19 protein-coding genes are annotated in these 20,408 nt (G+C 64.8%); 11 read left to right on the top strand and 8 right to left on the bottom strand.

Features of this window, described 5'->3' with window-relative positions; translation table 11 throughout:
• Positions 1-145 precede the first annotated feature (145 nt).
• The 6 genes from ACZBJS_RS37135 (at position 146) to ACZBJS_RS37110 (ending at position 6,131) form a co-directional block, all read left to right on the top strand.
• On the top strand, positions 146-739 hold the full coding sequence (locus ACZBJS_RS37135) for a GNAT family N-acetyltransferase (protein ID WP_316396619.1): 594 nt from the start codon (positions 146-148) through the stop codon (positions 737-739).
• A 150-nt stretch (positions 740-889) separates the two neighbouring features.
• The gene (locus ACZBJS_RS37130; protein WP_316396621.1) at positions 890-1,516 is read left to right on the top strand and encodes a glutathione S-transferase family protein; all 627 of its coding nucleotides are present in this window, start codon (positions 890-892) and stop codon (positions 1,514-1,516) included.
• A gap of 343 nt (positions 1,517-1,859) precedes the next feature.
• A complete protein-coding gene (thrC, locus tag ACZBJS_RS37125) occupies positions 1,860-3,275 on the top strand; it encodes a threonine synthase (RefSeq protein WP_463439956.1) in 1,416 nt (471 codons plus the stop codon).
• On the top strand, positions 3,275-4,564 hold the full coding sequence (locus ACZBJS_RS37120; protein WP_076830951.1) for a M16 family metallopeptidase: 1,290 nt from the start codon (positions 3,275-3,277) through the stop codon (positions 4,562-4,564). Before thrC ends, ACZBJS_RS37120 begins: the two co-directional genes overlap by 1 nt.
• A 213-nt stretch (positions 4,565-4,777) precedes the next feature.
• The gene (locus ACZBJS_RS37115; RefSeq protein WP_026191927.1) at positions 4,778-5,365 is read left to right on the top strand and encodes a GNAT family N-acetyltransferase; all 588 of its coding nucleotides are present in this window, start codon (positions 4,778-4,780) and stop codon (positions 5,363-5,365) included.
• Positions 5,366-5,480: 115 nt separating this feature from the next.
• Positions 5,481-6,131: a hypothetical protein gene (locus tag ACZBJS_RS37110; protein ID WP_057019442.1), complete on the top strand. Its 651-nt coding sequence runs from the start codon at positions 5,481-5,483 to the stop codon at positions 6,129-6,131.
• Positions 6,132-6,260: 129 nt separating this feature from the next.
• On the opposite strand, the gene ACZBJS_RS37105 is transcribed toward ACZBJS_RS37110, so the two are convergent.
• The 5 genes from ACZBJS_RS37105 to ACZBJS_RS37085 form a co-directional block, all read right to left on the bottom strand.
• Positions 6,261-6,746, bottom strand: a complete 486-nt coding sequence (locus tag ACZBJS_RS37105; RefSeq protein ID WP_057019441.1) for a F0F1 ATP synthase subunit B family protein — start codon at positions 6,744-6,746, stop codon at positions 6,261-6,263.
• Between the two features lie 3 nt (positions 6,747-6,749).
• Positions 6,750-7,316 carry a F0F1 ATP synthase subunit B gene (locus ACZBJS_RS37100; protein WP_057019440.1) on the bottom strand — a complete coding sequence of 189 codons (567 nt, stop codon included), beginning with the start codon at positions 7,314-7,316 and terminating at the stop codon, positions 6,750-6,752.
• A 112-nt stretch (positions 7,317-7,428) separates the two neighbouring features.
• Positions 7,429-7,659: a F0F1 ATP synthase subunit C gene (locus ACZBJS_RS37095; protein WP_016847054.1), complete on the bottom strand. Its 231-nt coding sequence runs from the start codon at positions 7,657-7,659 to the stop codon at positions 7,429-7,431.
• Between the two features lie 55 nt (positions 7,660-7,714).
• Complete coding sequence (locus ACZBJS_RS37090; protein ID WP_016847053.1) at positions 7,715-8,464, bottom strand: F0F1 ATP synthase subunit A; 750 nt, start codon at positions 8,462-8,464, stop codon at positions 7,715-7,717.
• A 72-nt stretch (positions 8,465-8,536) separates the two neighbouring features.
• Positions 8,537-8,908, bottom strand: coding sequence for an AtpZ/AtpI family protein (locus ACZBJS_RS37085; RefSeq protein WP_028338953.1), 372 nt, complete (start codon positions 8,906-8,908; stop codon positions 8,537-8,539).
• 274 nt (positions 8,909-9,182) lie between these two features.
• Between ACZBJS_RS37085 and ACZBJS_RS37080 the strand changes: the two genes are divergently transcribed.
• The 3 genes from ACZBJS_RS37080 (at position 9,183) to ACZBJS_RS37070 (ending at position 11,018) form a co-directional block, all read left to right on the top strand.
• Positions 9,183-9,806 (top strand): 2-hydroxychromene-2-carboxylate isomerase, encoded by a 624-nt coding sequence (locus tag ACZBJS_RS37080; protein WP_057019439.1) that lies wholly within the window; start codon positions 9,183-9,185, stop codon positions 9,804-9,806.
• A gap of 30 nt (positions 9,807-9,836) precedes the next feature.
• Positions 9,837-10,361 carry a hypothetical protein gene (locus ACZBJS_RS37075; protein WP_057019438.1) on the top strand — a complete coding sequence of 175 codons (525 nt, stop codon included), beginning with the start codon at positions 9,837-9,839 and terminating at the stop codon, positions 10,359-10,361.
• Between the two features lie 183 nt (positions 10,362-10,544).
• On the top strand, positions 10,545-11,018 hold the full coding sequence (locus ACZBJS_RS37070; protein WP_076830936.1) for a secondary thiamine-phosphate synthase enzyme YjbQ: 474 nt from the start codon (positions 10,545-10,547) through the stop codon (positions 11,016-11,018).
• Between the two features lie 92 nt (positions 11,019-11,110).
• On the opposite strand, the gene ACZBJS_RS37065 is transcribed toward ACZBJS_RS37070, so the two are convergent.
• A complete protein-coding gene (locus ACZBJS_RS37065; protein ID WP_035631004.1) occupies positions 11,111-12,775 on the bottom strand; it encodes an MFS transporter in 1,665 nt (554 codons plus the stop codon).
• A 316-nt stretch (positions 12,776-13,091) separates the two neighbouring features.
• On the opposite strand from ACZBJS_RS37065, the gene ACZBJS_RS37060 reads away from it, so the two are divergent.
• Together ACZBJS_RS37060 and ACZBJS_RS37055 are read left to right on the top strand one after the other, a co-directional pair.
• On the top strand, positions 13,092-13,766 hold the full coding sequence (locus ACZBJS_RS37060) for a response regulator (protein WP_057019436.1): 675 nt from the start codon (positions 13,092-13,094) through the stop codon (positions 13,764-13,766).
• Positions 13,767-13,959: 193 nt separating this feature from the next.
• The gene (locus tag ACZBJS_RS37055; protein ID WP_316396642.1) at positions 13,960-15,138 is read left to right on the top strand and encodes a beta-propeller fold lactonase family protein; all 1,179 of its coding nucleotides are present in this window, start codon (positions 13,960-13,962) and stop codon (positions 15,136-15,138) included.
• A gap of 185 nt (positions 15,139-15,323) precedes the next feature.
• Here ACZBJS_RS37055 and ACZBJS_RS37050 read toward each other — a convergent pair whose 3' ends face one another.
• Positions 15,324-18,833: a PAS domain-containing hybrid sensor histidine kinase/response regulator gene (locus ACZBJS_RS37050; RefSeq protein ID WP_253588727.1), complete on the bottom strand. Its 3,510-nt coding sequence runs from the start codon at positions 18,831-18,833 to the stop codon at positions 15,324-15,326.
• A 116-nt stretch (positions 18,834-18,949) separates the two neighbouring features.
• Complete coding sequence (hemA, locus tag ACZBJS_RS37045) at positions 18,950-20,179, bottom strand: 5-aminolevulinate synthase (RefSeq protein WP_316396643.1); 1,230 nt, start codon at positions 20,177-20,179, stop codon at positions 18,950-18,952.
• Positions 20,180-20,408 lie beyond the last annotated feature (229 nt).

The raw sequence follows: 20,408 nt of genomic DNA, 5'->3' as shown, positions 1-20,408 counted from the left end.
TTGGACCTGGCCGCTCGAATGAGCAGCGGCGGATGCGGCGGGTTACCTCTTCTTCTCCTGACCAGGCATTGCGTGCAGCGTTGCATTGCATCTGCGGCGACGTGCGGTTATGTCCCGCCGACAGCCTGCAAACAGAGGTCGCGCGATGCTGCTGCCCGATGGTTACTCCGACATCCCCCACGGCAAGATCGCTGCCGTCGTCACCCATCTGGAGATGACCGCGCGTCCGCCGCTGCGCGACGATCCGCCCGGCGCGTGGCGCCTGCGCAAGGTCGATCCGCCCGCGCTCGACTGGTATCGCGATATCTATCGCCGGGTCGGCGAGGAGTGGCTGTGGTTCACCCGCACCGGGCTCGATGATTCCGATCTCGCCTCGAGGATCCACGCCCCCGGCAACGAGCTCTACGGGCTGGCCGTCGACGGCCAGGATGAGGGCCTGCTCGAACTCGATTTCAGCGTGGCCGGCGAATGCCAGCTGCTGTATTTCGGCGTCACCGCAAAATTCATCGGCACCGGCGCCGCGCGCTTCCTGATGAACCGCGCGCTCGAGATCGCCTGGTCACGCGACGTCAGCCGCGTCTGGGTGCACACCTGCACCTTCGATCATCCCTCGGCCGTCGCATTCTACCAGCGCTCCGGCTTCCGTCCGTTCCTGCGGCAGATCGAGGTGGCGGATGATCCGAGGCTCGACGGCAAATTGCCGCGCGATGCGGCGAGGCACGTGCCGGTGATTGGGTAGCTCGCCTAACGGACCGGATCAGGATCCGGTTGCAATGCGGCGCGGCCCATCTACGATGGTGCAAAGTGCAACCTTTGTCCCCGGCATTCGCACACTTCGAAATCTCTGTTTTCGAGGCGGCTTGCTGCGGCATGACCGACGAGATGACAGATGTTTTTGATCGGCCAGTACGACTCGCCCTTTGTCCGTCGGACCGCGATCGCGCTGCGGGTCTATGGATTGCCGTTCGAGCACAAGCCGTGGTCGACCTTCGGCGATGCGGAGAAGGTTGCGGCCTACAATCCGGTGCGGCGGGTGCCGACGCTGGTGCTCGATAGCGGCGAGGCGCTGATCGAGAGTGGTGCGATCCTGGATTATCTCGACGAGCTGGTCGGGCCGGACAAGGCGATGATCGCGCGCTCAGGCGCCGAGCGGCGCAAGCATCTGCGCATCACGGCGCTGGCGACCGGGCTTGCCGACAAGGCGGTGAGCCTTGTCTATGAGCGCGTGCTGCGCAAGGAGCAGTTGAAGCTCTGGGTCGAGCGCTGCGAGGCGCAGATCGCGGGCGTGCTCGCGGTGCTGGAGCAGGAGCGCGCGGCGGTGCCGACGCCGTACTGGCTGGGCAATCGCATCGGTCATGCCGACGTCGCGGTGGCCTGCGCGCTGCGCTTCACCGGCGAGGCGCATCCGCATCTGTTCGACGCGCGCTATCCGGCGCTCGAGGCCCACGCCGCGTGCTGCGAGGCGCTGCCGCCGTTCCAGGAGATCGTGCAGCCGCTGGCGCCGCCGAGCGGTTAGTGGATGGCGCGACCCACGCTGATTGGCGTGTACCCCTCGCGCGCGGATGTCGCGAGAACGCATGATTATGACTCACAAGCGGCACCACACATTTGCTGTACCACACATTTGCTGTCGTCCCTGCTTTCGCGTGCTTTCGCGGGGACGACGGTTGTGTTTGCGGCGCGCCCGCCAACTCCCTCAGCAACGCCACGCACTCGCCCGCGACCCCGAGGCGCGCGCTTCGGGCTACCCATTGCTGGTCCGATCTTCTATGGTGAACCGTTCGGGTCGCATGAGGCGAACTCGATAATTCCATGATATCAAAGGCTTAAGGCTCGGATCGAAGCCTTTGGAGGGCGGTTTGACGCGGTATATTTCGACCAGGGGTGAGGCCCCGGTGCTCGGCTTCTGCGATGTGATGCTGACCGGGCTTGCCCGTGACGGCGGGCTCTACGTGCCCGAGACCTGGCCGCAACTGTCGCCCGAGACCATCGCCACCTTCTTCGGCCGTCCCTATTGGGAGGTCGCGGTCGAGATCATCCGTCCGTTTGTCGCCGGCGAGATTTCCGACGCCGAGCTCGGCCGCATGGCCAACGAGGCCTATGCCACCTTCCGCCATCCCGCGGTGGTGCCGCTCGATCAGGCCGGGCCGAACCAGTTCCTGCTCGAGCTGTTCCACGGGCCGACGCTGGCGTTCAAGGACGTCGCGATGCAGCTGATCTCGCGGCTGATGGATCACGTGCTGGCCAAGCGCGCGCAGCGCACCACCATTGTGGTCGCGACCTCGGGCGATACCGGTGGCGCCGCGGTCGAGGCTTTTGCCAATCTCGACAATGTCGACCTCGTCGTGCTGTTCCCGAACGGCCGCATCTCCGAGGTGCAGCGCCGCATGATGACGACGACCGGCGCCGCCAACGTCCACGCGCTCGCGATCGAAGGCACCTTCGACGATTGCCAGGCGCTGGTGAAGGCGATGTTCAACAACCATCGCTTCCGCGACCAGGTGGCGCTGTCGGGCGTCAACTCGATCAACTGGGCGCGCATCGTCGCGCAAGTGGTCTATTACTTCACCTCGGCGGTCGCGCTCGGCTCGCCGCAGCGCACCGTCGATTTCACGGTGCCGACCGGCAATTTCGGCGACATCTTCGCCGGCTATGTCGCCAAGCGGATGGGGCTGCCGATCCGGAACTTGCGCATCGCCGCTAACGTCAACGACATCCTGGCGCGCACGCTGAAGACCGGCATCTACGAGGTCCGCGAGGTGCACGCCACGACGTCGCCGTCGATGGACATCCAGGTGTCGTCGAACTTCGAGCGGCTGCTGTTCGAGGCGAGCGGCCGCGACGCCGATCAGGTCCGCCGCCTGATGGCCTCGCTGAAGCAGTCCGGCCGTTTCGTGCTGCCGGATGCGACGCTGGCCGCCGTGCGCCGTGATTTCGACGCCGGCCGCGCCGACGAGACCGAGACGGCAGCCGCGATCCGCGCCGCCTGGCGCGAGGCCGGCGATCTGGTCGATCCCCACACCGCGGTGGCGCTCGCAGTCGCCGACCGCGACACCTCGGATTCCAGGATCCCGAACATCGTGCTGTCGACCGCGCACGCGGCCAAATTCCCCGACGCGGTGGAAGCCGCCTGCGGGGTGCGTCCGCAGCTGCCGGTCTGGCTCGGAGGCCTGATGAGCAAATCCGAACACATCACGGTCATGAAGAATGATTCTGCCGAGGTCGAGAGCTTCGTGCTGTCGGTCAGCCGTGCTGCCAAGCAGGGAGTTGCCTGATGGGCGTTGAAATCACCAAGCTGCCGAGCGGACTGACAATCGTCACCGACACCATGCCGCATCTGGAAACCGCGGCGCTCGGGGTCTGGGCCGGCGTCGGCGGGCGCGACGAGAAGCCGAACGAGCACGGCATCTCGCATCTGCTCGAGCACATGGCGTTCAAGGGCACGGCGCGGCGCTCCTCGCGCGAGATCGTCGAGGAGATCGAGGCGGTCGGCGGCGACCTCAATGCCGGGACCTCGACCGAGACCACAGCCTATTATGCGCGGGTGATGAAGGCCGACGTGCCGCTGGCGCTCGACGTGCTGTCCGACATCCTCGCCAACCCGTCCTTCGTGCCGGACGAGCTGGAGCGCGAGAAGAGCGTCATCGTGCAGGAGATCGGCGCGGCGCAGGATACCCCCGACGACGTCGTGTTCGAGCATCTCAACGAGCTCTGCTATCCGGAGCAGCCGATGGGGCGCTCGCTGCTCGGCACCGCCAAGACGCTGAAGGTCTTCGATCGCGACATGCTGCGCGGCTATCTCTCGACGCATTACCGCGCCCCCGACATGGTGGTCGCGGCCGCCGGCGCGGTCGATCACGCGCGGATCGTCGAGGACGTCACGCAGAAGTTTGCGAGCTTCGACGCCACCCCGGCGCCGAAGCCGCAGGTCGCGATGTTCGGCAAAGGCGGCTCGCGGGTGGTGCATCGCGATCTCGAGCAGGCGCATCTGACGCTGGCGCTCGAAGGCGTGCCGCAGACCGACCCGTCGCTGTTCTCGCTGCAGGTCTTCACCAACACGCTCGGCGGCGGGATGTCGTCGCGGCTGTTCCAGGAGGTGCGCGAGAAGCGCGGGCTGTGCTACTCGATCTATACCTTCCACGCGCCCTACACCGACACCGGCTTCTTCGGCCTCTACACCGGGACCGATCCGGCCGATGCGCCGGAAATGATGGAAGTCATCGTCGACGTCATCAACGACGCGGTCGAAACCCTGACCGAGGCCGAGGTCGCCCGCGCCAAGGCGCAGATGAAGGCCGGCCTGTTGATGGCGCTGGAAAGCTGTTCATCGCGGGCCGAACAATTGGCACGCCATGTGCTAGCCTATGGCCGGCCGCAGACGGTGGAAGAACTGGTGGCCCGGATCGACGCGGTCAGCGTCGAATCGAGCCGCAACGCCGCCCGTGCCCTGCTGGCGCGCAGCCGGCCCGCCGTTGTCGCGCTCGGCAGCGGCAGGGGTCTGGACACGGCGGTGGCTTTTGCGGAAGGATTGACGAATTCGAAGGCAAAAACGCTGTTGCATTGAGTATTCTGCTTACCTCGCCCCGCGCTTGCGGGGAGAGCATAGGCCGCCTACCGGCGGCCGTTGACGGACATACGCCGAGGCGGAGCCTCAGCTATGGCCGAAGGCTTCGGGTGAGGGGTAGAGCCGCAAGACCGAATCTGCGGTAAGACCCCTCACCCCGACCCTCTCCCCGCAAGGACGGGGCGAGGGAGAAGTGGCGGGGAGTGTTGGGCCATGGCCCTGTTTCGTTTGCCGTCCAATGGACCCGCTGCACTGATGCCGCGCGGTCACGGGCTCTTGCTGCGCGCGCCGCAGATGTCGGATTTCCCGCAATGGGCGCAATTGCGCGAATTCAGCCGCGCCTATCTCACGCCATGGGAACCGATCTGGCCCTCCGACGACCTGACCCGCGCCGGCTTCCGCCGCAGGCTGCGCCGCTACACCGAGGACATCGCCGCCGACCGCTCCTATCCGTTCATCATTTTCCGCGAATCGGACGGGGTGATGATCGGCGGCATCACGCTCGCCAATGTCCGGCGCGGCATCGTGCAGGCCGGCACGATCGGCTACTGGGTCGGGCTGCCGCATGCCCATCGCGGCTACATGACGACGGCGCTGCGGGTGCTGCTGCCCTCGCTGTTCGGCGAGCTCAATCTGCACCGCATCGAGGCGGCCTGCATTCCCTCCAATGCCTCGTCGATCCGCGTGCTGGAGAAGTGCGGCTTCACCCGCGAGGGCCTGGCGCGGCGCTATCTCTGCATCAATGGGATCTGGCAGGACCACCTGCTGTTCGGCCTGCTGCACGAGGATTTCCGCGGCTGATCCGTAAGCCTTTTTGCGGACGGCGGTGCCGCCTTCGATGCCTTGGGTTCGCCGCCATTGCCTTGCTATAACGGCCGCGAAACAGGGAACCCGGTTGGGAAATTTGAGGACATTGATGGGTGAACGGGTGATCAGGTTCGCGCTCGCAGCGGCGGTATCGATCGGTCTCGGTGCCACTTTGTTGCCTTCGGCAGCTCCTGCGCAGTCGCTGAGCGACCGCTTCAAGAGCCTGTTCGGCGGCGGCTCGTCCGACCAGGACAAGCCGGCGACGCCCGCAGCGCCGCAGCAGCTCAACGATGCCGACGCCGAACTGACCTGCCCGCCGGTGCAGATCCGCTCCGGAGCCTCGACCTATTCGGTGGCCGCGAACGGCAAGGAAGCGGTCGGCAACGACGTCAAGTTCCTGGCCTCGATCACGCGCACGGCGCGGCAATGCAATCTGAACAGCGGCCAGATCACGGCCAAGATCGGTATTCAGGGGCGGATCATTGTCGGTCCCCAGGGCGCGCCACCGAGCATTCAGGTGCCGCTGCGCGTTGCCGTGGTGCAGGGCGGCGTCGGCGAGAAGACCATCATGACCAAGGCCTACACCACCACGGTGCAGATGGACGAAAGCGGCAGCGTGCCATTCAGCCTGGTCGCCGAGGACGTCGTCTATCCGGCGCCGTCTCCGGCCGACAACGACAATTACATCTTCTATATCGGCTTCGACCCGCAGGCCCTGAAGCCGGAGCCCAAGGCCCGCGCGCCGCACAAGAAGAAGTAACAGCGCGTTTTCGAGCGAAGTGGACGCCGGTTCGCGTGAAGAAAACGCGTCAAACGGACGAATTTGGACAAAACAAAAGGCCGGCGCGATGAGCTCGCGCCGGCCTTTTTTTAAGGAGTTCAGATCGCGTCAGTTCAGCTTGGAGCGGACTTCGGCGATGCCCTTGCCGACGAGGTCGTCGGCAACCGAGCCCTTGACGGACTGCGACAGGATGGTCGAGGCGGCCGTCACCGCGGCGTTGGCCGCGGCGGCGCGGACATCGGCCACGGCCTGGGCCTCGGCCTGGGCGATCTTGCTCTCGGCGGTCTTGGTCCGCCGCGCGACAAAATCTTCCATCTTGGTCTTGGCCTCGGCCGCGATCCGCTCGGCTTCGGCCTTGGCGTTGGAGATGATCTCCTCGGCCTCGCGCTCCGCGCTGGCGCGGCGCGCCTTGTACTCGCCGAGCAGCTTATTGGCCTCGTCCTTCAGACGGCGGGCGTCTTCCAGCTCGGCCTTGATGCGCTCGGCGCGGTGGTCGAGCGCCGTCAGCAGGGTGCGATGGACGCCGAGATAGCCGAACACGACCAGCAGAAGGACGAAGGCGATCGCAACCCAGGTTTCCGGTTCGTAAAACATCGTCTATCCCTTCAACGACGCGTCGACGGCGCTGTTGACCGCATTGGCGTCCGGCGTGACGCCGGCAAGTTGCTGGACGATGGCGCCGGCCGCATCCGCCGCGATGCCGCGGACGTTGCTCATGGCGTTGGTCCTCGTCGTTGCGATCTGCTTCTCGGCGTCGGCGAGCTTTGCCGCCAACTTCTCTTCCAGCGCCTTGCGCTCGGCTTCCGAGGCCGCGTTCAGCTTCTCGCGGGTCTCGTTGCCGATCGCCTGCGCGTTGGCGCGCGCATTCGCCAGTTCGCTCTCGTAGGCCTTCAGCGCCGCGTCGGACTCGTCCTTCAGCTTCTGCGCCTCGGCCAGATCGCCCTCGATCTTGTTCTGACGTGCATCGATCGTCCCGCCGACGCGCGGCAGGGCGATACGCGACACGATCAGGTAGAGCGCGACAAATGCAATCGCCAGCGACACCAGCTGCGAGGCGAAGTTGGACGAATCGAACGGCGGAAAGGCTCCGCCGTGATGTCCGCCGTCGGTCTCGGTGTGGGCGCCGGCTTTCTGGCCTTTTGCCTCGCCATGACTCTCAGCCATGGTGTTCTCCTGTTGCTGTCATGCGCGCCGCCCTTGGAACGAACCTTGGGCGGCGCGAAGAGGTTACCGCAAAGCGGAACCGGGTTACCGCAGAGCGGAACCGGCGTGCCGCTCAGAGCGGAACGAACAGCAGGAGCAGCGCGATCAGCAGCGAGAAGATGCCGAGCGCTTCGGTCACGGCGAAGCCGAAGATCAGGTTGCCGAACTGGCCCTGAGCGGCCGACGGGTTACGCACCGCAGCGGCGAGGTAGTTGCCGAAGATGATGCCCACGCCGACGCCCGCGCCGCCCATGCCGATGCACGCGATGCCCGCGCCGATAAGTTTTGCTGCTGCCGGTTCCATATGTAGCTCCTTGAGAAAGATAGACAGATTGGTGGGTGGAGATTCCCCGGACCGCTTAGTGTCCCGGATGAATGGCGTCGTTGAGGTAGATGCAGGTCAGGATCGCGAACACGTAGGCCTGCAGGAACGCGACCAGCAGTTCGAGGGCATACAGCGCAATCGTGAGCGCCAGCGGCAGCACGCCGCCGACCCAGCCGAGCGCGCCCAGCGAGAAGCCGAGCATCGCGACGAAGCCCGCGAACACCTTCAATGCGATGTGGCCGGCCAGCATGTTGGCGAACAGACGAACGCTGTGCGAGACCGGCCGCAGGAAGAACGACAGGATCTCGATGAACATGACCAGCGGCAGGATGTAGATCGGAACGCCGTGGGGGACGAAGATGCTGAAGAATTTCAGGCCGTTCTTGTAGACGCCGTAGATCAGGACGGTGAAGAACACCAAAAGCGCGAGCGCCGCGGTGACGATCAGGTGGCTCGCGATCGTGAAGGTGTAGGGGATGACGCCGACCAGGTTCGAGACGCAGAGGAACATGAAGAGCGAGAAGATCAGCGGGAAGAACTTCATGCCTTCCGCGCCGGCCGTGCTGCGAATCGTGGTGGCGACGAACTCGTAGGAGATCTCGGCGACCGACTGCAGCCGTCCCGGAACCAGTTCCCGGCCGCTCGCCAGCATCAGCAGCGCAATCAGCAGCACCGCGATGAGCATGAAGAGCGAGGAATTGGTGAAGGCGATCGTGTGATTGCCGATGTGGCCGAGCGTGAAGAGGGGCTCGATATTGAACTGGTGGATCGGGTCGATTTTCATCCGCGCGGCTCTTGGTCCACCGGCTATCGTGCCGGTAATCGAATTTCAAATGTCGTGACTTCCCGCCAGCGCTCAGCGCTTGCCCGAGGCCACGCCCGCGGACCTCACCACGTTGACCACCCCGGCGACGAAGCCGAGCAGCGTTAACACGATGAAGCCGAATGGCGACGTCGACAGCAAACGGTCGAACCCCCAGCCAATCGCCGCTCCGACGGCAACGCCCGCGATCAGCTCCGAGGAAAGACGAAAACCGAGCGCCATAGCCGAAGCTCTGGCCGCACTGTCCCCGCTTTCATTACCGGATTGATCAGTCTTGCTCCTGCGGCTGTCGCGAATTTCTGACAACCGATGATCGAGACTTCCGAGCCTTGCGGAAAGCGCAGCTTCGTCAGGAGGCGATTGATCGCGACTTCCATTTGCGCCGTCGTTGGTGTTCTCAGCCATGCTGGAAACACTAACCGATGCCGCGGATGATGGAAATTGCGCCCGTCCCCGTCAAAAGCCGCGCGGACCATACTTACCGCGTCTAATCAAGTCAAGATTGCGTCGTAACCAGTTATTGCTTTGATTCTGCTGGTTTTATTTGGAGATATTCAAGGTCAGAGTGACGCAGTGATCGCAGTGCAACAGCTTGCGTGGCATTGAGCGATATTGCGTGGCTATTCCCGCTCTGCTGGGATCGCCGAAAGTCCCGTCCTCTCACGCAGTCAGGTTCCGCATGTCGCGCCAGATCGATTACTACTTCTCGCTGCAATCCCCCTGGGCCTATATCGGCCACAAGCCCTTCGTTCGACTCGTAAGCACTTACGATCTCAAGGTAAATTACCGGCCTGTGCTGCTGGTCGATCTGTTCTCCGAGACCGGCGGACTGCCGCTCGCCAAGCGCCATCCGGTGCGGCAGCGCTATCGGATGATCGAGTTGCAGCGCTGGCGCGACAAGCGCGGACTGAATTTTCATTTGCAGCCGGCCAACTGGCCGTTCAACGGGCGCCTTGCCGATGGCGTGGTGATCGCGATGCTCGAGGCCGGCCTCGACCCCGAGCCGTTCTTGCAACGGGCCTATCCCGCGGTGTGGGAGCAGCAGCTTAATCTTGCTGATCCTGCGACGCTGGTGAAGCTCGCCGACGATGCCGGTTTGCCCGGCCGGCAGCTGGTCGAGCGCTCGAGCACTGAAGCGATCAGCGCGGCCTATGAGCAGAATCGCCAGAATGCATTGGACGCCGACGTGTTCGGCTCGCCCGGATATGTGCTCGATGGCGAGGTGTTCTGGGGCCAGGACCGGATCGAATTGCTTGAAGACGCGTTGAAGTCAGGCCGCAAGCCCTATAGCTCTGTGGTCTAGGGCAGGAATCAGGTTGAGGCGGAGCAAGCCATGCCCATCGCGATGTCACCGTCGAAATTGTCCATCGCAATTGCTGCCATCCTGATCGCAAGCGGCGGCGCGGCGATCGCGCAAACCGTGCCGGACACCGAGAATGGCCGCTACGCCTTATCACCCGCCGGCGATGGTTTCCTGCGGCTCGACACGCGCACCGGCGCGGTGTCGACCTGCACCAATTCCAGCGCCGGCTGGGCCTGTTACATGGTGCCGGACGAGCGGGCGGCGCTGGATGCCGAGATCGGGCGCCTGCAAGCCGACAATGACAAGCTCAAGGATGAGCTCGCCGCGCGCGCACCGTCGGCCAAGACCGACGAAGCGTTGCCGAAATCCGATCAGCTGAAGAAGCCGGAGCCCAAGACCGAGCCGAAGGTCGCCGAGGGCGAGCGCAAGATCGAGATCCCGCTGCCGAGCGACCGCGACATGGATCGCATGATGTCGTTCGTGGAGCGGGCCTGGCGGCGACTGATCGAAATGGCCAACCGCGTGCAGCGCGACGTCAATGGCGGCAAGATTTGATGTTGTGCTGGCGCTGTCTCTCCAGCGTCGTCCCGGCCTAGTGCGCAATTGCGCACGGGAGCCGGGACCCATAACCACCGCTGGGAGTTGGGTGGCTAAGCTGGCAACTCCAAATCTTCGTAACTGAGGGGCCGCGGAGTATGGGTCCCGGCCTTCGCCGGGACGACATAGTGAGAGTTACAGATGAACTCATCGAGGACCATCACGCACTCGGCGCCATCCTCCGTCGCGGCAACCAGCATCGTGTCGTCGCGCCTGGCGGTCGAAACGTCGGGCGCCGGCTTTACCGACATCACGCGCGAGGTCGCCAAATTCCTGCGCGAGGCGCGTGCCGGCGAGGGTGTGGTCACGCTGTTCATCCGCCACACCTCGGCCTCGCTGACGATCCAGGAGAATGCCGATCCGACCGTGCTGGTCGATCTGAAGACGGCGCTCGACCGCGCAGCGCCCGAAGACGGCGGCTGGCGTCACGACACCGAAGGCCCTGACGACATGCCGGCGCACATCAAGACCATGCTGACGGCGACCTCGCTGCAGGTCCCCGTGCTCGACGGTCAGATGGCGCTCGGCACCTGGCAGGGCATCTATCTGATCGAGCATCGCGCCCGTCCGCACCGGCGCGAGATCGTGCTGCAATTCATCGGCGCCACGCGCTGACGCGCGCGACCTGTCTTTTAAGACGCGGCCTCCAAATGACATCGGCCACGGATCGCTCCGCGGCCGATGCATTCTGATCGCGATGTCGACGGTCAGGTCTTGGTGATGTCGACGTCCTTGGTTTCCGGAATGAACAGCGCGCCGACCACGACGGTGATTGCGGCGAAGATGACCGGATACCAGAGACCGGAGTAGATGTCGCCGGTCGAGGCGGTGATCGCGAACGCGGTCGCCGGGAGCAGGCCGCCGAACCAGCCGTTGCCGATATGATAGGGCAGCGACATCGAGGTGTAGCGGATGCGGGTCGGGAACAGTTCGACCAGCATGGCGGCGATCGGGCCGTAGACCATGGTGACGTAGAGCACCAGGATGAACAGCAGGCCGATGACCGCGGCCACCTGCGGACGGAAGACATCGAACGGGTGCGACATCTTCACGATGCCGGCGTCACCCGGCTTCGGATAGCCCGCCGCCTGCACCGCCGCGAGGATTGCGGGGTTCGACGTCTTGGCGTCCGTATACGGCACTTCCTTGTCGTTGATCAGGATCTTCACCGGCGAGCCGGCCGGGCCCGGCACCGTCGAATATTTCACCGACGATTGGGCCAGGAAGGCGCGGGCGGTGTCGCAAGGCGCGCTGAAGACGCGGGTGCCGACCGGATTGAACAGATCGCCGCAGCCGGCCGGATCCGCAACCACCTGCACCTTGACCGTCTCATAGGCCTTCTCCAGCGCCGGATTGGCGTTGGTCGTGATCATCTTGAAGATCGGGAACAGCGTGAGTGCGCCGATCAGGCAGCCGGCCAGGATGATCGGCTTGCGGCCGATCTTGTCCGACAGCGCGCCGAACACCAGGAAGAAGCCGGTGCCGAGCAACAGAGACCAGGCGATCAAGAGGTTGGCGGTGTAGCCGTCGACCTTCAGGATCGATTGCAGGAAGAACAGCGCGTAGAACTGGCCCGTGTACCAGATCACCGCCTGGCCCATGGTCAGGCCGAGCAGCGCGAGGATCACGATCTTGGCGTTGCTCCAGGTCGCGAAGGCCTCGGTCAGCGGCGCTTTGGAGGTCTTGCCCTCCTCCTTCATCCGCTGGAACACCGGCGATTCGTTCAGCCGCAGCCGGATCCAGACCGAGATGCCGAGCAGCAGCACCGACACCAGGAATGGAATGCGCCAGCCCCAGTCGGCGAAGTCCTTTTCGCCGGTGAGGGTTCGCGTGAACAGGATCACCAGCAGCGACAGGAACAGTCCAAGCGTTGCCGTGGTCTGGATGAACGAGGTGTAGTAGCCGCGCTTGCCGGGCGGGGCATGCTCAGCGACATAGGTCGCGGCACCGCCATATTCGCCGCCGAGCGCGAGGCCCTGCAGCAGGCGCAGCGAGATCAGGATGATCGGCGCCGCGATGCCGATGGTCTTGGCGTTGGGCAACAGGCCGACGATGAAGGTCGACAGACCCATGATCAGGATGGTGACGAGGAAGGTGTATTTGCGGCCGACGATGTCGCCGACCCGGCCGAACACGATCGCGCCGAACGGGCGCACCAGGAAGCCCGCGGCGAATGCCAGCAACGCGAAGATGTCGCGGGTCGCCGGCGGATAGTCCGAGAAGAACTGCGCGCCGATGATGCCGGCCAGCGAACCGTAGAGATAGAAGTCGTACCACTCGAACACGGTACCGAGCGACGACGCGAGGATGACGAAACGCTCATCCTTTGTCATGCCGGCGGGCCGCGCCGAAGTTGCAGTCATAGTGGACATCTGGATTGCTCCCCCCGAAATATTGCTGCCATGCTCGCCCCCGGCTGGCGGGTGAGGCCCGAATAGGCCCTCGGCTTGAGATGAAGGTAACATCGCAGTGAAACCCGCCCCAATAAGACTTTTGGCCTTTTCAGGATCGAACCTATCTTCTGAAGGAAGAGTAGGATGGAACGCCTCCGCAGGCGTCTATTGCGGCGCACAAGCTGCGCGGGTTAACCGCGTTGGCATCTGGTATTATCAAGCGCTTGCGTGATAGTGCCGCGCGGGCGAAAACCGAGCGACGCGGGTTTGCCTAAAGCCCGCTTGTGGGACTGAGATGACTGCTGCTGCCAATACTCATCTTGTCATCGCCGACGACCATCCGCTGTTCCGCGATGCGTTGCGTCAGGCGGTGTCGAGCGTCGTGAGTTCGGCCACGATCAGCGAGGCCGGATCGTTCGAGGATCTGACCGCGCTGCTGGAGCGGGACTCCGAGGTCGACCTGATCCTGCTGGACCTGAGCATGCCGGGGATCAGCGGTTTCTCCGGCCTGATCTATCTGCGGGCGCAGTATCCGGCGATCCCGGTGGTGATCGTATCCGCCAGTGACGATGCCGGGACCATCCGCCGCTCGCTCGACTTTGGCGCTTCCGGTTTCATCCCCAAGCGCTTCGGCGTCGAGACGCTGCGGGATGCCATCATGAAGGTGATGGAGGGCGACGTCTGGGTGCCGCCGGACACCGATCTGTCGGCGGCCGGCGATCCCGACATGACGCGGCTGCGCGACCGGCTGGTGACGCTGACCCCGCAGCAGGTGCGGGTGCTGATGATGCTGTCCGAGGGGCTGCTCAACAAGCAGATCGCCTACGAGCTCGGCGTTTCCGAAGCGACCATCAAGGCCCATGTCTCGGCGATCCTGCAGAAGCTCGGCGTCGAAAGCCGCACCCAAGCCGTGATCGCCGCCGCCAAGATCGCCGGCGGCCAATGGCGCCAGGGCACGCCGCCGACGTAGTCCCGAGCAACTCCAGCTGTGATTTCCGGGCTCGGGCCACGGCATTGCGAGCCGGCGGGTGGCGCGAAAGCGCGCCCGATGGCACGCTTTCGCGAAGCCATCCAGATCCCATTCAGACTGCGCATCGGTCGAAAACCGAGTATCCTGTCCGGCGCCGGCCCGTGAGAGGCCGCGTGCTTTTGGGGAGAACGCCATGATTTCCGTCACTCGCATCGCCGGACTATCTCTGGCTGCGGCAATCCTTCTCGGTACCAGCTCTTTCAATTGCGCTCAGGGCAAGCCCTTCATGATCGTCGGCCTGGACGAGAAGCTGTTGTGGGACGACGACGGCAAGCCGGTGCTGTCCGCGCCCGGCAAGGATCAAGTGCTGATCATCGATCTCGCCGATCCCGAGAACCCGAAGATTGCGGCCTCTCTCCCATTGAAGAACTCGGTAGTCGGCCCCCCGGTCAACGTCGCTATCGATCCGACCGGAACCGTGGCGCTGGTCGCGGATTCGGTCGACGTGGTGAAGGAAGGCGACGCTCTGAAGCAGGTGCCGGATAACAAGATCTATGTGATCGATCTCAAGGCGACCCCGCCCAAGCTGGCAGCGACCATTGCCGGCGGAAAGCAGCCATCAGGGTTGAGCTTCAGTCCCGATGGCAAGATGGCGTTGGTTGCCAACCGCGGGGACAATTCGATCAGCGTGCTTTCGGTCAACGGCACTGACGTCAAGATCACCGACACGATATCGATGCCAGACAGTGTCGCACATGTCGCGTTCGCGCCAGACGGCAAGCACGCGCTGGTCGCGCGTTTTCCCGGGCACAAGATATCGGTGCTCGATATCGCCGGCGACAAAGTCACCTACACCAAGATAGACCTGCCGACCGGCCAATGGCCTTACAATGTGGCAGTGACCCCGAACAGCAAGATCGCGTTGACGTCGGACAATGGCAACTCAGGCGCGTCGGACGGCAGCGTCGACACGGCCAGCGTCATCGATCTCGAAGCGAAGCCGCCGCGCATCATCGATCGCGTGGTGGTCGGCGATGGACCGGAGGGGCTTGGCGTCAGTCCGAAGGGGGATCTCGCAGTCTCGGTGATCCTGCGCGGCTCGAACATGAAGAATGCGTTCTTCCATGAGAAGAACGGCAGCGTCTCGGTCCTGAAGATCGACGGCAAGAAAGTGACCAAGACCGGAGATATCGAAGTCGGCGGACTGCCTGAGGCCGCGGTCTTCACGCCTGACGGAAAATACATCCTGGTCGGGAACTACCTCAGCCAGGATTTCTCGATCCTCAAGGTCGACGGAACCAACGTCACCGACACAGGCAAGCGCTTTCAGGTGCCAGGGCACCCGGCGTCGGCCGGAATGGGGCCGAACTAACCCGACGCTTGGCGATCTTGCTGGAGCATGTGATTTTCGGTTGAGCCGGCCACTGCGCAGGCTCGCTTCACCTCTCGCGCTTGCGGGAGGGAGCGCCGTGTCTTTGCCGTGCCTTCATGATGCGATTCGATCCAGTCGCATCATGATCCAATGCGAGATGCGCGCCCGGATTGCGCCGCGGCGCGCTACTCCGCCGCCACCATCTGCTGGGTGCGCCATTGTCCGAGTAAGGCGCGCAGCGAGGCGGGTTTCACCGGCTTGTTCAGCACCGCGATGTTTTCCTCGCGCGCGGCGGCGCGCACCGCAGGGCTGCGGTCGGCGGTGATCAGGATCGCCGGAATGCCGTCGCCGAAGCGGCGGCGGATCTCGCGGATCGCGGCGACGCCGTTGCCGCGGTCGAGATGGTAGTCGACCAGGACGCCGGTGACGCGGCCACCGGCGGCCTCGATCGCGCTGATCGCGCCGTCGGCGTCGAGCACCGCGATCACCTCGGCGTCCCACGCCGTCAGCAGCGTCTTCATGCCGTCGAGGATGGCGGGATCGTTCTCGATGCAGACAATCAGCGAGCCGCTCATCGGCGTCTTCGACAGCGGCGTCGCGGTGGTGACGGCCGCAGTATGGTTGACCGCGGTCGCGACCGGCACGGTGACCGAGAACGCCGAGCCGCCGCTGACATTGGCCGAGATCGCGATGCGGTGGTTGAGCACCCGCGCCAGCCGCTCGACGATCGACAGGCCGAGGCCGAGGCCGCGGGCGATCCGGGCGCCCTGCTCGAGGCGGTGGAACTCCTTGAAGATCTCGCCGCGCTTCTGCACGGGAATGCCGACGCCGGTGTCGAAGATGCTGATCTGGAGCGTGGTGCCGCGGCGGCGGCAGCCGATCAAGACGCGGCCGCGCGGGGTATATTTGATCGCGTTGGAGATGAAGTTCTGCAGCAGCCGGCGCAGCAGCGAGCGGTCGGATTCGACCGGCAGCGAGCACGGCACGAAGCGCAGGTCGAGGCCCTTGTCGCGGGCGATCGGCATGAACTCGATCTCCAGCGAGCGCATCAGGTCGGCCATCCGGAAGCTCGTGATCGCCGGCGTCATGGCGCCGGCATCGAGCCTGGAAATGTCGAGCAGCGCGCCCAGGATGTCCTCGATCGCCTCGAGCGAGTCGTCGATGTTCTCGACCAGGCGCGAATCCTCGCCGCCGTTCTGGCGCTCGACCAGGCTCGTGACGTAGAGGCGCGCCGCATTGAGCGGCTGCAGGATGTCGTGGCTGGCGGCCGCAAGGAAGCGTGTCTTCGAGGCGTTGGCGTCTTCCGCGATGCCCTTGGCGAGCGCGAGCTCCGAATTCAGCCGCGTCAGCTCCTCGGTGCGGTCGCGCACCCGCTTTTCCAGCGTCGCGTTGGCGCGCTCCAGCGCTTCCGCCGCCTCGAAGCTCGGCGTGACGTCGGAGAAGGTGATGACGAGCCCGCCGCCCGGCATGCGGTTGGCACGCACCTCGATCACCAGATGGCGGTCGGTGAAGCGTTCCAGATAAGGCTCGCCCTCGGTGGTGTAGGCGCGCAGGCGGGCCTGCAGCAGGCTGTCGGCGTCGCCGGCCGTGGGCGGACTGATCGCGCCCATGAATTCGAGGATCTCGGACAGCGGGATGCCGAGCTGCACCAGATGCTGCGGCAGCCCCAGCAATTCGGAGAACTGGCGGTTGGAACAGATCAGCTGCAGATCGGCGTCGAACACCGCGATGCCCTGGCGCACGTGATTGAGCGCGGTCTGCAGGATCTCGCGGTTGAAGTGCAGGGCGGCGTGGGAGTCGTCGAGCAGTTTCAGCGCGGCCTTGGCCGACACCGTGCGCCGTTGCAGCAGCAGCGACATCACAAGGCGCGAGGACGCGGCCCCGATCGAGGAGGCGATCAACCGCTCGGCATGCTGCAGCAACTCGAAATCGGCCGGAGCCGACGCCAGCAGCACGATGTTGCGGTCGACGGCGAAGGAGGCGAAGGCCTCGCGGGTGCGGTCGGGGCCGAGATATTGCGTCACCGTGCTCTGGATATCCTCCACCGTCACCGTGGTGCGCCAGCGCCGGAAGCTGGGCGCGATCGGGGCCAGCGCGTTGGGCACGAACACGTCGGCCTGCAACAACTCGATCGAGGACGGCGCGCGCGCCAGCGAGAACAGCACATAGGTGAGGATGTTGAGCGCAAGGCTCCACAGCACGCCGTGCAGCAGCGGCGGCAGGTCGGCGCCGAACAGCGCCTGCGGCCGCAACGCCTCGATCCCGAACGGCCCGTGCTGCAGCAGCATCAGGCCGGTGGTCGAGGTTTCCAGGAAGCTCGGGATGAACAGCGTGTAGAGCCACGTCGCGAAGCCGACCAGCATGCCCGCCATGGCGCCGCGTGCGGTGGCTCTGCGCCAGAACAGGCCGCCGAAGAACGCCGGCGCCAGCTGGGTGATCGCGGCAAACGACAGCAGGCCGATCGCGACCAGCTGGGTGTTGCCGAGCGCGCGATAGTAGAAATACGCCAACACCATGATGGCGAAGATCGAGAAGCGGCGCGCCTTCAGCAGGAAATCGCCAAAGTCCTTCTGGCCGGCGCTGGCGTCGTCGCTGCGCGGCAAGACCAGCGGCAGCACGATGTCGTTGGAGACCATGATCGACAGCGCGACGCATTCGACGATCACCATCGCGGTCGCCGCCGACAGCCCGCCGACGAACACGGCGAGGCTGAGCAATTGCGAATTGCCCTCGATCGGCAGCGCCAGCACGAACATGTCGGCATCGACCGCGCCGAACGGGAAGATGACGAGGCCTGCGATCGCGATCGGAATCACGAACAGGTTGATGGCGATGAGGTAGAGCGGGAACAGCCAGCGCGCCCGGGTGACTTCGGCGGGCGTCGAATTCTCCACCACGCTGACATGGAACTGGCGCGGCAGCAGCATGACCGCGCAGAACGACAGCAGCGTCATGATCAGGAAATTGCCGATCGACGGGACATATTCGATCGCGCGCACCGCCTCCGGCGTCTTCAGGGCGCGCTCGTAGAGCTCGACCGGCGAGAACATCCAGAAGGTGACGAAAGCGCCGGCGGCGATGAAGGCGACCAGCTTGACGATGGACTCGGCCGCGATCGCGAGGATCAGGCCGTGCTGGTGCTCGGTCGCGTCGGTGTGGCGGGTGCCGAACAGCACCGCGAACACCGCCATCGCCAGCGTGACCATCAGCGCGATGTCGCCGATCACGGGGATTTTCGAGAACGCCTGGTCCTCGCTCAGGATGGTCTCCAGCGACGCCGCCACCGCCTTGAGCTGCAGCGCGATGTAGGGCACCGAGCCGATGATCGCGATCAGTGCCACGGTCGCCGCCACCGCCTGGCTCTTGCCGTAGCGCGCGGCGATGAAGTCGGCGATCGAGGTGATGTTCTGCGACTTGGCGAGCGCGATCACCCGGCGCAGCAGCGGCGTGCACAATCCGACCATCACGATCGGGCCGACATAGATCGCCAGGAAGTCGATGCTGGTGCGGGTGGCGAAGCCGACCGAGCCGAAGAAGGTCCAGGAGGTGCAGTAGATCGCCAGCGACAGCGGATAGATCCACTGGCTGGCGCGGCCGCGCTCGCCCGGCGAGCTGCGGTCGCCGCGGCTGGCAATGAAGAACAACAATCCGATGTAGGCGAACGCCGTGGCGATTACGCCCCAGTCGTGCAGCATCGCTGCTCATCTCCTGTCCCGGCCGCTGGGGAAGGGCCGGTTGTCAGGATTATAACGCAAAGGACCGGCCGCGCGATGCACGGCCGGCCCAAATTCGGGGTCGGAAGCGGATAGGGTTACTCGGCGGCCAGCGACTTCTGGTGCAGGGGCAGGCCGAGCCGGTCCCAGACCTGGAGCAGCGCCTCGGCCAGCGCGTCGATCAGGCCGTCGTCATGGTAGGGCGAGGGCGTGATGCGCAGCCGCTCGGTGCCCTTGGCGACCGTCGGATAGTTGATCGGCTGGATGTAGATGCCGTGGTCCTCGAGCAGCAGGTCGGAGGCCCGCTTGCACTTCTCGGGATCGCCGACGAACAGCGGCACGATATGGGTGTCGCTCGACATGACCGGCAGGCCGGCGGCGGTCAGGATCGCCTTGGTGCGGGCGGCACGGTCCTGGTGGCGCTCGCGCTCCCAGTTCGAGGTCTTCAGGTGCCGGATCGCAGCCGTCGCGGCCGAGCAGATCGCCGGCGGCAGCGCGGTGGTGAAGATGAAGCCCGGCGCATAGGAGCGCACCGCGTCGATGACCTCGGCGCGGCCCGCGATGTAGCCGCCGAGGCAGCCAAAGGCTTTTGCCAGCGTGCCCTCGACGATATCGATCCGGTGCATCACGCCGTCGCGCTCGGCGATGCCGCCGCCACGCGGGCCGTACATGCCGACCGCATGCACTTCGTCGAGATAGGTCATGGCGCCGTATTGCTCGGCGAGATCGCAGATCTTGCCGAGCGGTGCGACGTCGCCGTCCATCGAATAAAGGCTCTCGCAGACGATCAGCTTCGGCCGGTCGGGACCGGCGGCGATCAAGAGCTCCTCGAGATGCGCGACGTCGTTGTGGCGGAATATCTGGCGTTCGCAGCCGGCCTGGCGCACGCCTTCGATCATCGAATTGTGGTTCAGCGCGTCCGACAGGATCAGGCAGTTCGGGATCAGCTTGGCGAGCGTCGAGATGCCGGTCTGGTTCGAGACATAGCCCGAGGTAAACAGCAGCGAGGCTTCCTTGCCGTGGAGGTCGGCGAGTTCCGCCTCGAGCTGCACCAGCGGATGATGGGTGCCCGCGATGTTGCGGGTGCCGCCGGCGCCGGTGCCGACGCGGGTCGCGGTCTCGACCATGGCACCGACCACCTTGGGATGCTGGCCCATGCCGAGATAGTCGTTGGAGCACCAGATCACGACGTTGCGGTTGCCCTTCGGCGAATGCCAGGTGGCGTGCGGGAAGCGGCCCGCGATCCGTTCGAGGTCGGCAAACACCCGGTAGCGCCGCTCGTCGTGCAGGCGGTTGAGGGCGGTATTGAAGAACTGGCTGTAATCCATCGGCAAACCCAGAAAGCGGAACCTGACCGGAATGACTGCTTCTTCTTAGAGCTTTTCCAGCTCTAATGTCCATGCATTGACCCACATCTGGGCATGCGTCGCAGTTGGGCAAATTGCCCTAGTGGCTCGTCACAGTGATTTTGACGGTTTGATACCGAGCCAGCTTAGGATCGGCAAGTTCTCTGGCGGCACGAGGATTTCGATGCTTCTGGGGATATCGGCTCGACGG

The organism is Bradyrhizobium sp. KZN70725 (assembly GCF_055264925.1).
Note: the sequence above shows the minus strand (reverse complement) of the source record. Positions and strands in the feature narration are given on the sequence as shown.

What these genes read in the sequence shown, in the direction of transcription:
- ACZBJS_RS37135 (WP_316396619.1), top strand. Translation starts at nt 146, where the DNA reads ATGCTGCTGCCCGATGGTTACTCCGACATCCCCCACGGCAAGATCGCT.
- ACZBJS_RS37130 (WP_316396621.1), top strand. Translation starts at nt 890, where the DNA reads ATGTTTTTGATCGGCCAGTACGACTCGCCCTTTGTCCGTCGGACCGCG.
- ACZBJS_RS37120 (WP_076830951.1), top strand. Translation starts at nt 3,275, where the DNA reads ATGGGCGTTGAAATCACCAAGCTGCCGAGCGGACTGACAATCGTCACC.
- ACZBJS_RS37115 (WP_026191927.1), top strand. Translation starts at nt 4,778, where the DNA reads ATGGCCCTGTTTCGTTTGCCGTCCAATGGACCCGCTGCACTGATGCCG.
- ACZBJS_RS37110 (WP_057019442.1), top strand. Translation starts at nt 5,481, where the DNA reads ATGGGTGAACGGGTGATCAGGTTCGCGCTCGCAGCGGCGGTATCGATC.
- ACZBJS_RS37105 (WP_057019441.1), bottom strand. Translation starts at nt 6,746, where the DNA reads ATGTTTTACGAACCGGAAACCTGGGTTGCGATCGCCTTCGTCCTTCTG.
- ACZBJS_RS37100 (WP_057019440.1), bottom strand. Translation starts at nt 7,316, where the DNA reads ATGGCTGAGAGTCATGGCGAGGCAAAAGGCCAGAAAGCCGGCGCCCAC.
- ACZBJS_RS37095 (WP_016847054.1), bottom strand. Translation starts at nt 7,659, where the DNA reads ATGGAACCGGCAGCAGCAAAACTTATCGGCGCGGGCATCGCGTGCATC.
- ACZBJS_RS37090 (WP_016847053.1), bottom strand. Translation starts at nt 8,464, where the DNA reads ATGAAAATCGACCCGATCCACCAGTTCAATATCGAGCCCCTCTTCACG.
- ACZBJS_RS37085 (WP_028338953.1), bottom strand. Translation starts at nt 8,908, where the DNA reads ATGGCTGAGAACACCAACGACGGCGCAAATGGAAGTCGCGATCAATCG.
- ACZBJS_RS37080 (WP_057019439.1), top strand. Translation starts at nt 9,183, where the DNA reads ATGTCGCGCCAGATCGATTACTACTTCTCGCTGCAATCCCCCTGGGCC.
- ACZBJS_RS37075 (WP_057019438.1), top strand. Translation starts at nt 9,837, where the DNA reads ATGCCCATCGCGATGTCACCGTCGAAATTGTCCATCGCAATTGCTGCC.
- ACZBJS_RS37070 (WP_076830936.1), top strand. Translation starts at nt 10,545, where the DNA reads ATGAACTCATCGAGGACCATCACGCACTCGGCGCCATCCTCCGTCGCG.
- ACZBJS_RS37065 (WP_035631004.1), bottom strand. Translation starts at nt 12,775, where the DNA reads ATGTCCACTATGACTGCAACTTCGGCGCGGCCCGCCGGCATGACAAAG.
- ACZBJS_RS37060 (WP_057019436.1), top strand. Translation starts at nt 13,092, where the DNA reads ATGACTGCTGCTGCCAATACTCATCTTGTCATCGCCGACGACCATCCG.
- ACZBJS_RS37055 (WP_316396642.1), top strand. Translation starts at nt 13,960, where the DNA reads ATGATTTCCGTCACTCGCATCGCCGGACTATCTCTGGCTGCGGCAATC.
- ACZBJS_RS37050 (WP_253588727.1), bottom strand. Translation starts at nt 18,833, where the DNA reads ATGCTGCACGACTGGGGCGTAATCGCCACGGCGTTCGCCTACATCGGA.
- hemA (WP_316396643.1), bottom strand. Translation starts at nt 20,179, where the DNA reads ATGGATTACAGCCAGTTCTTCAATACCGCCCTCAACCGCCTGCACGAC.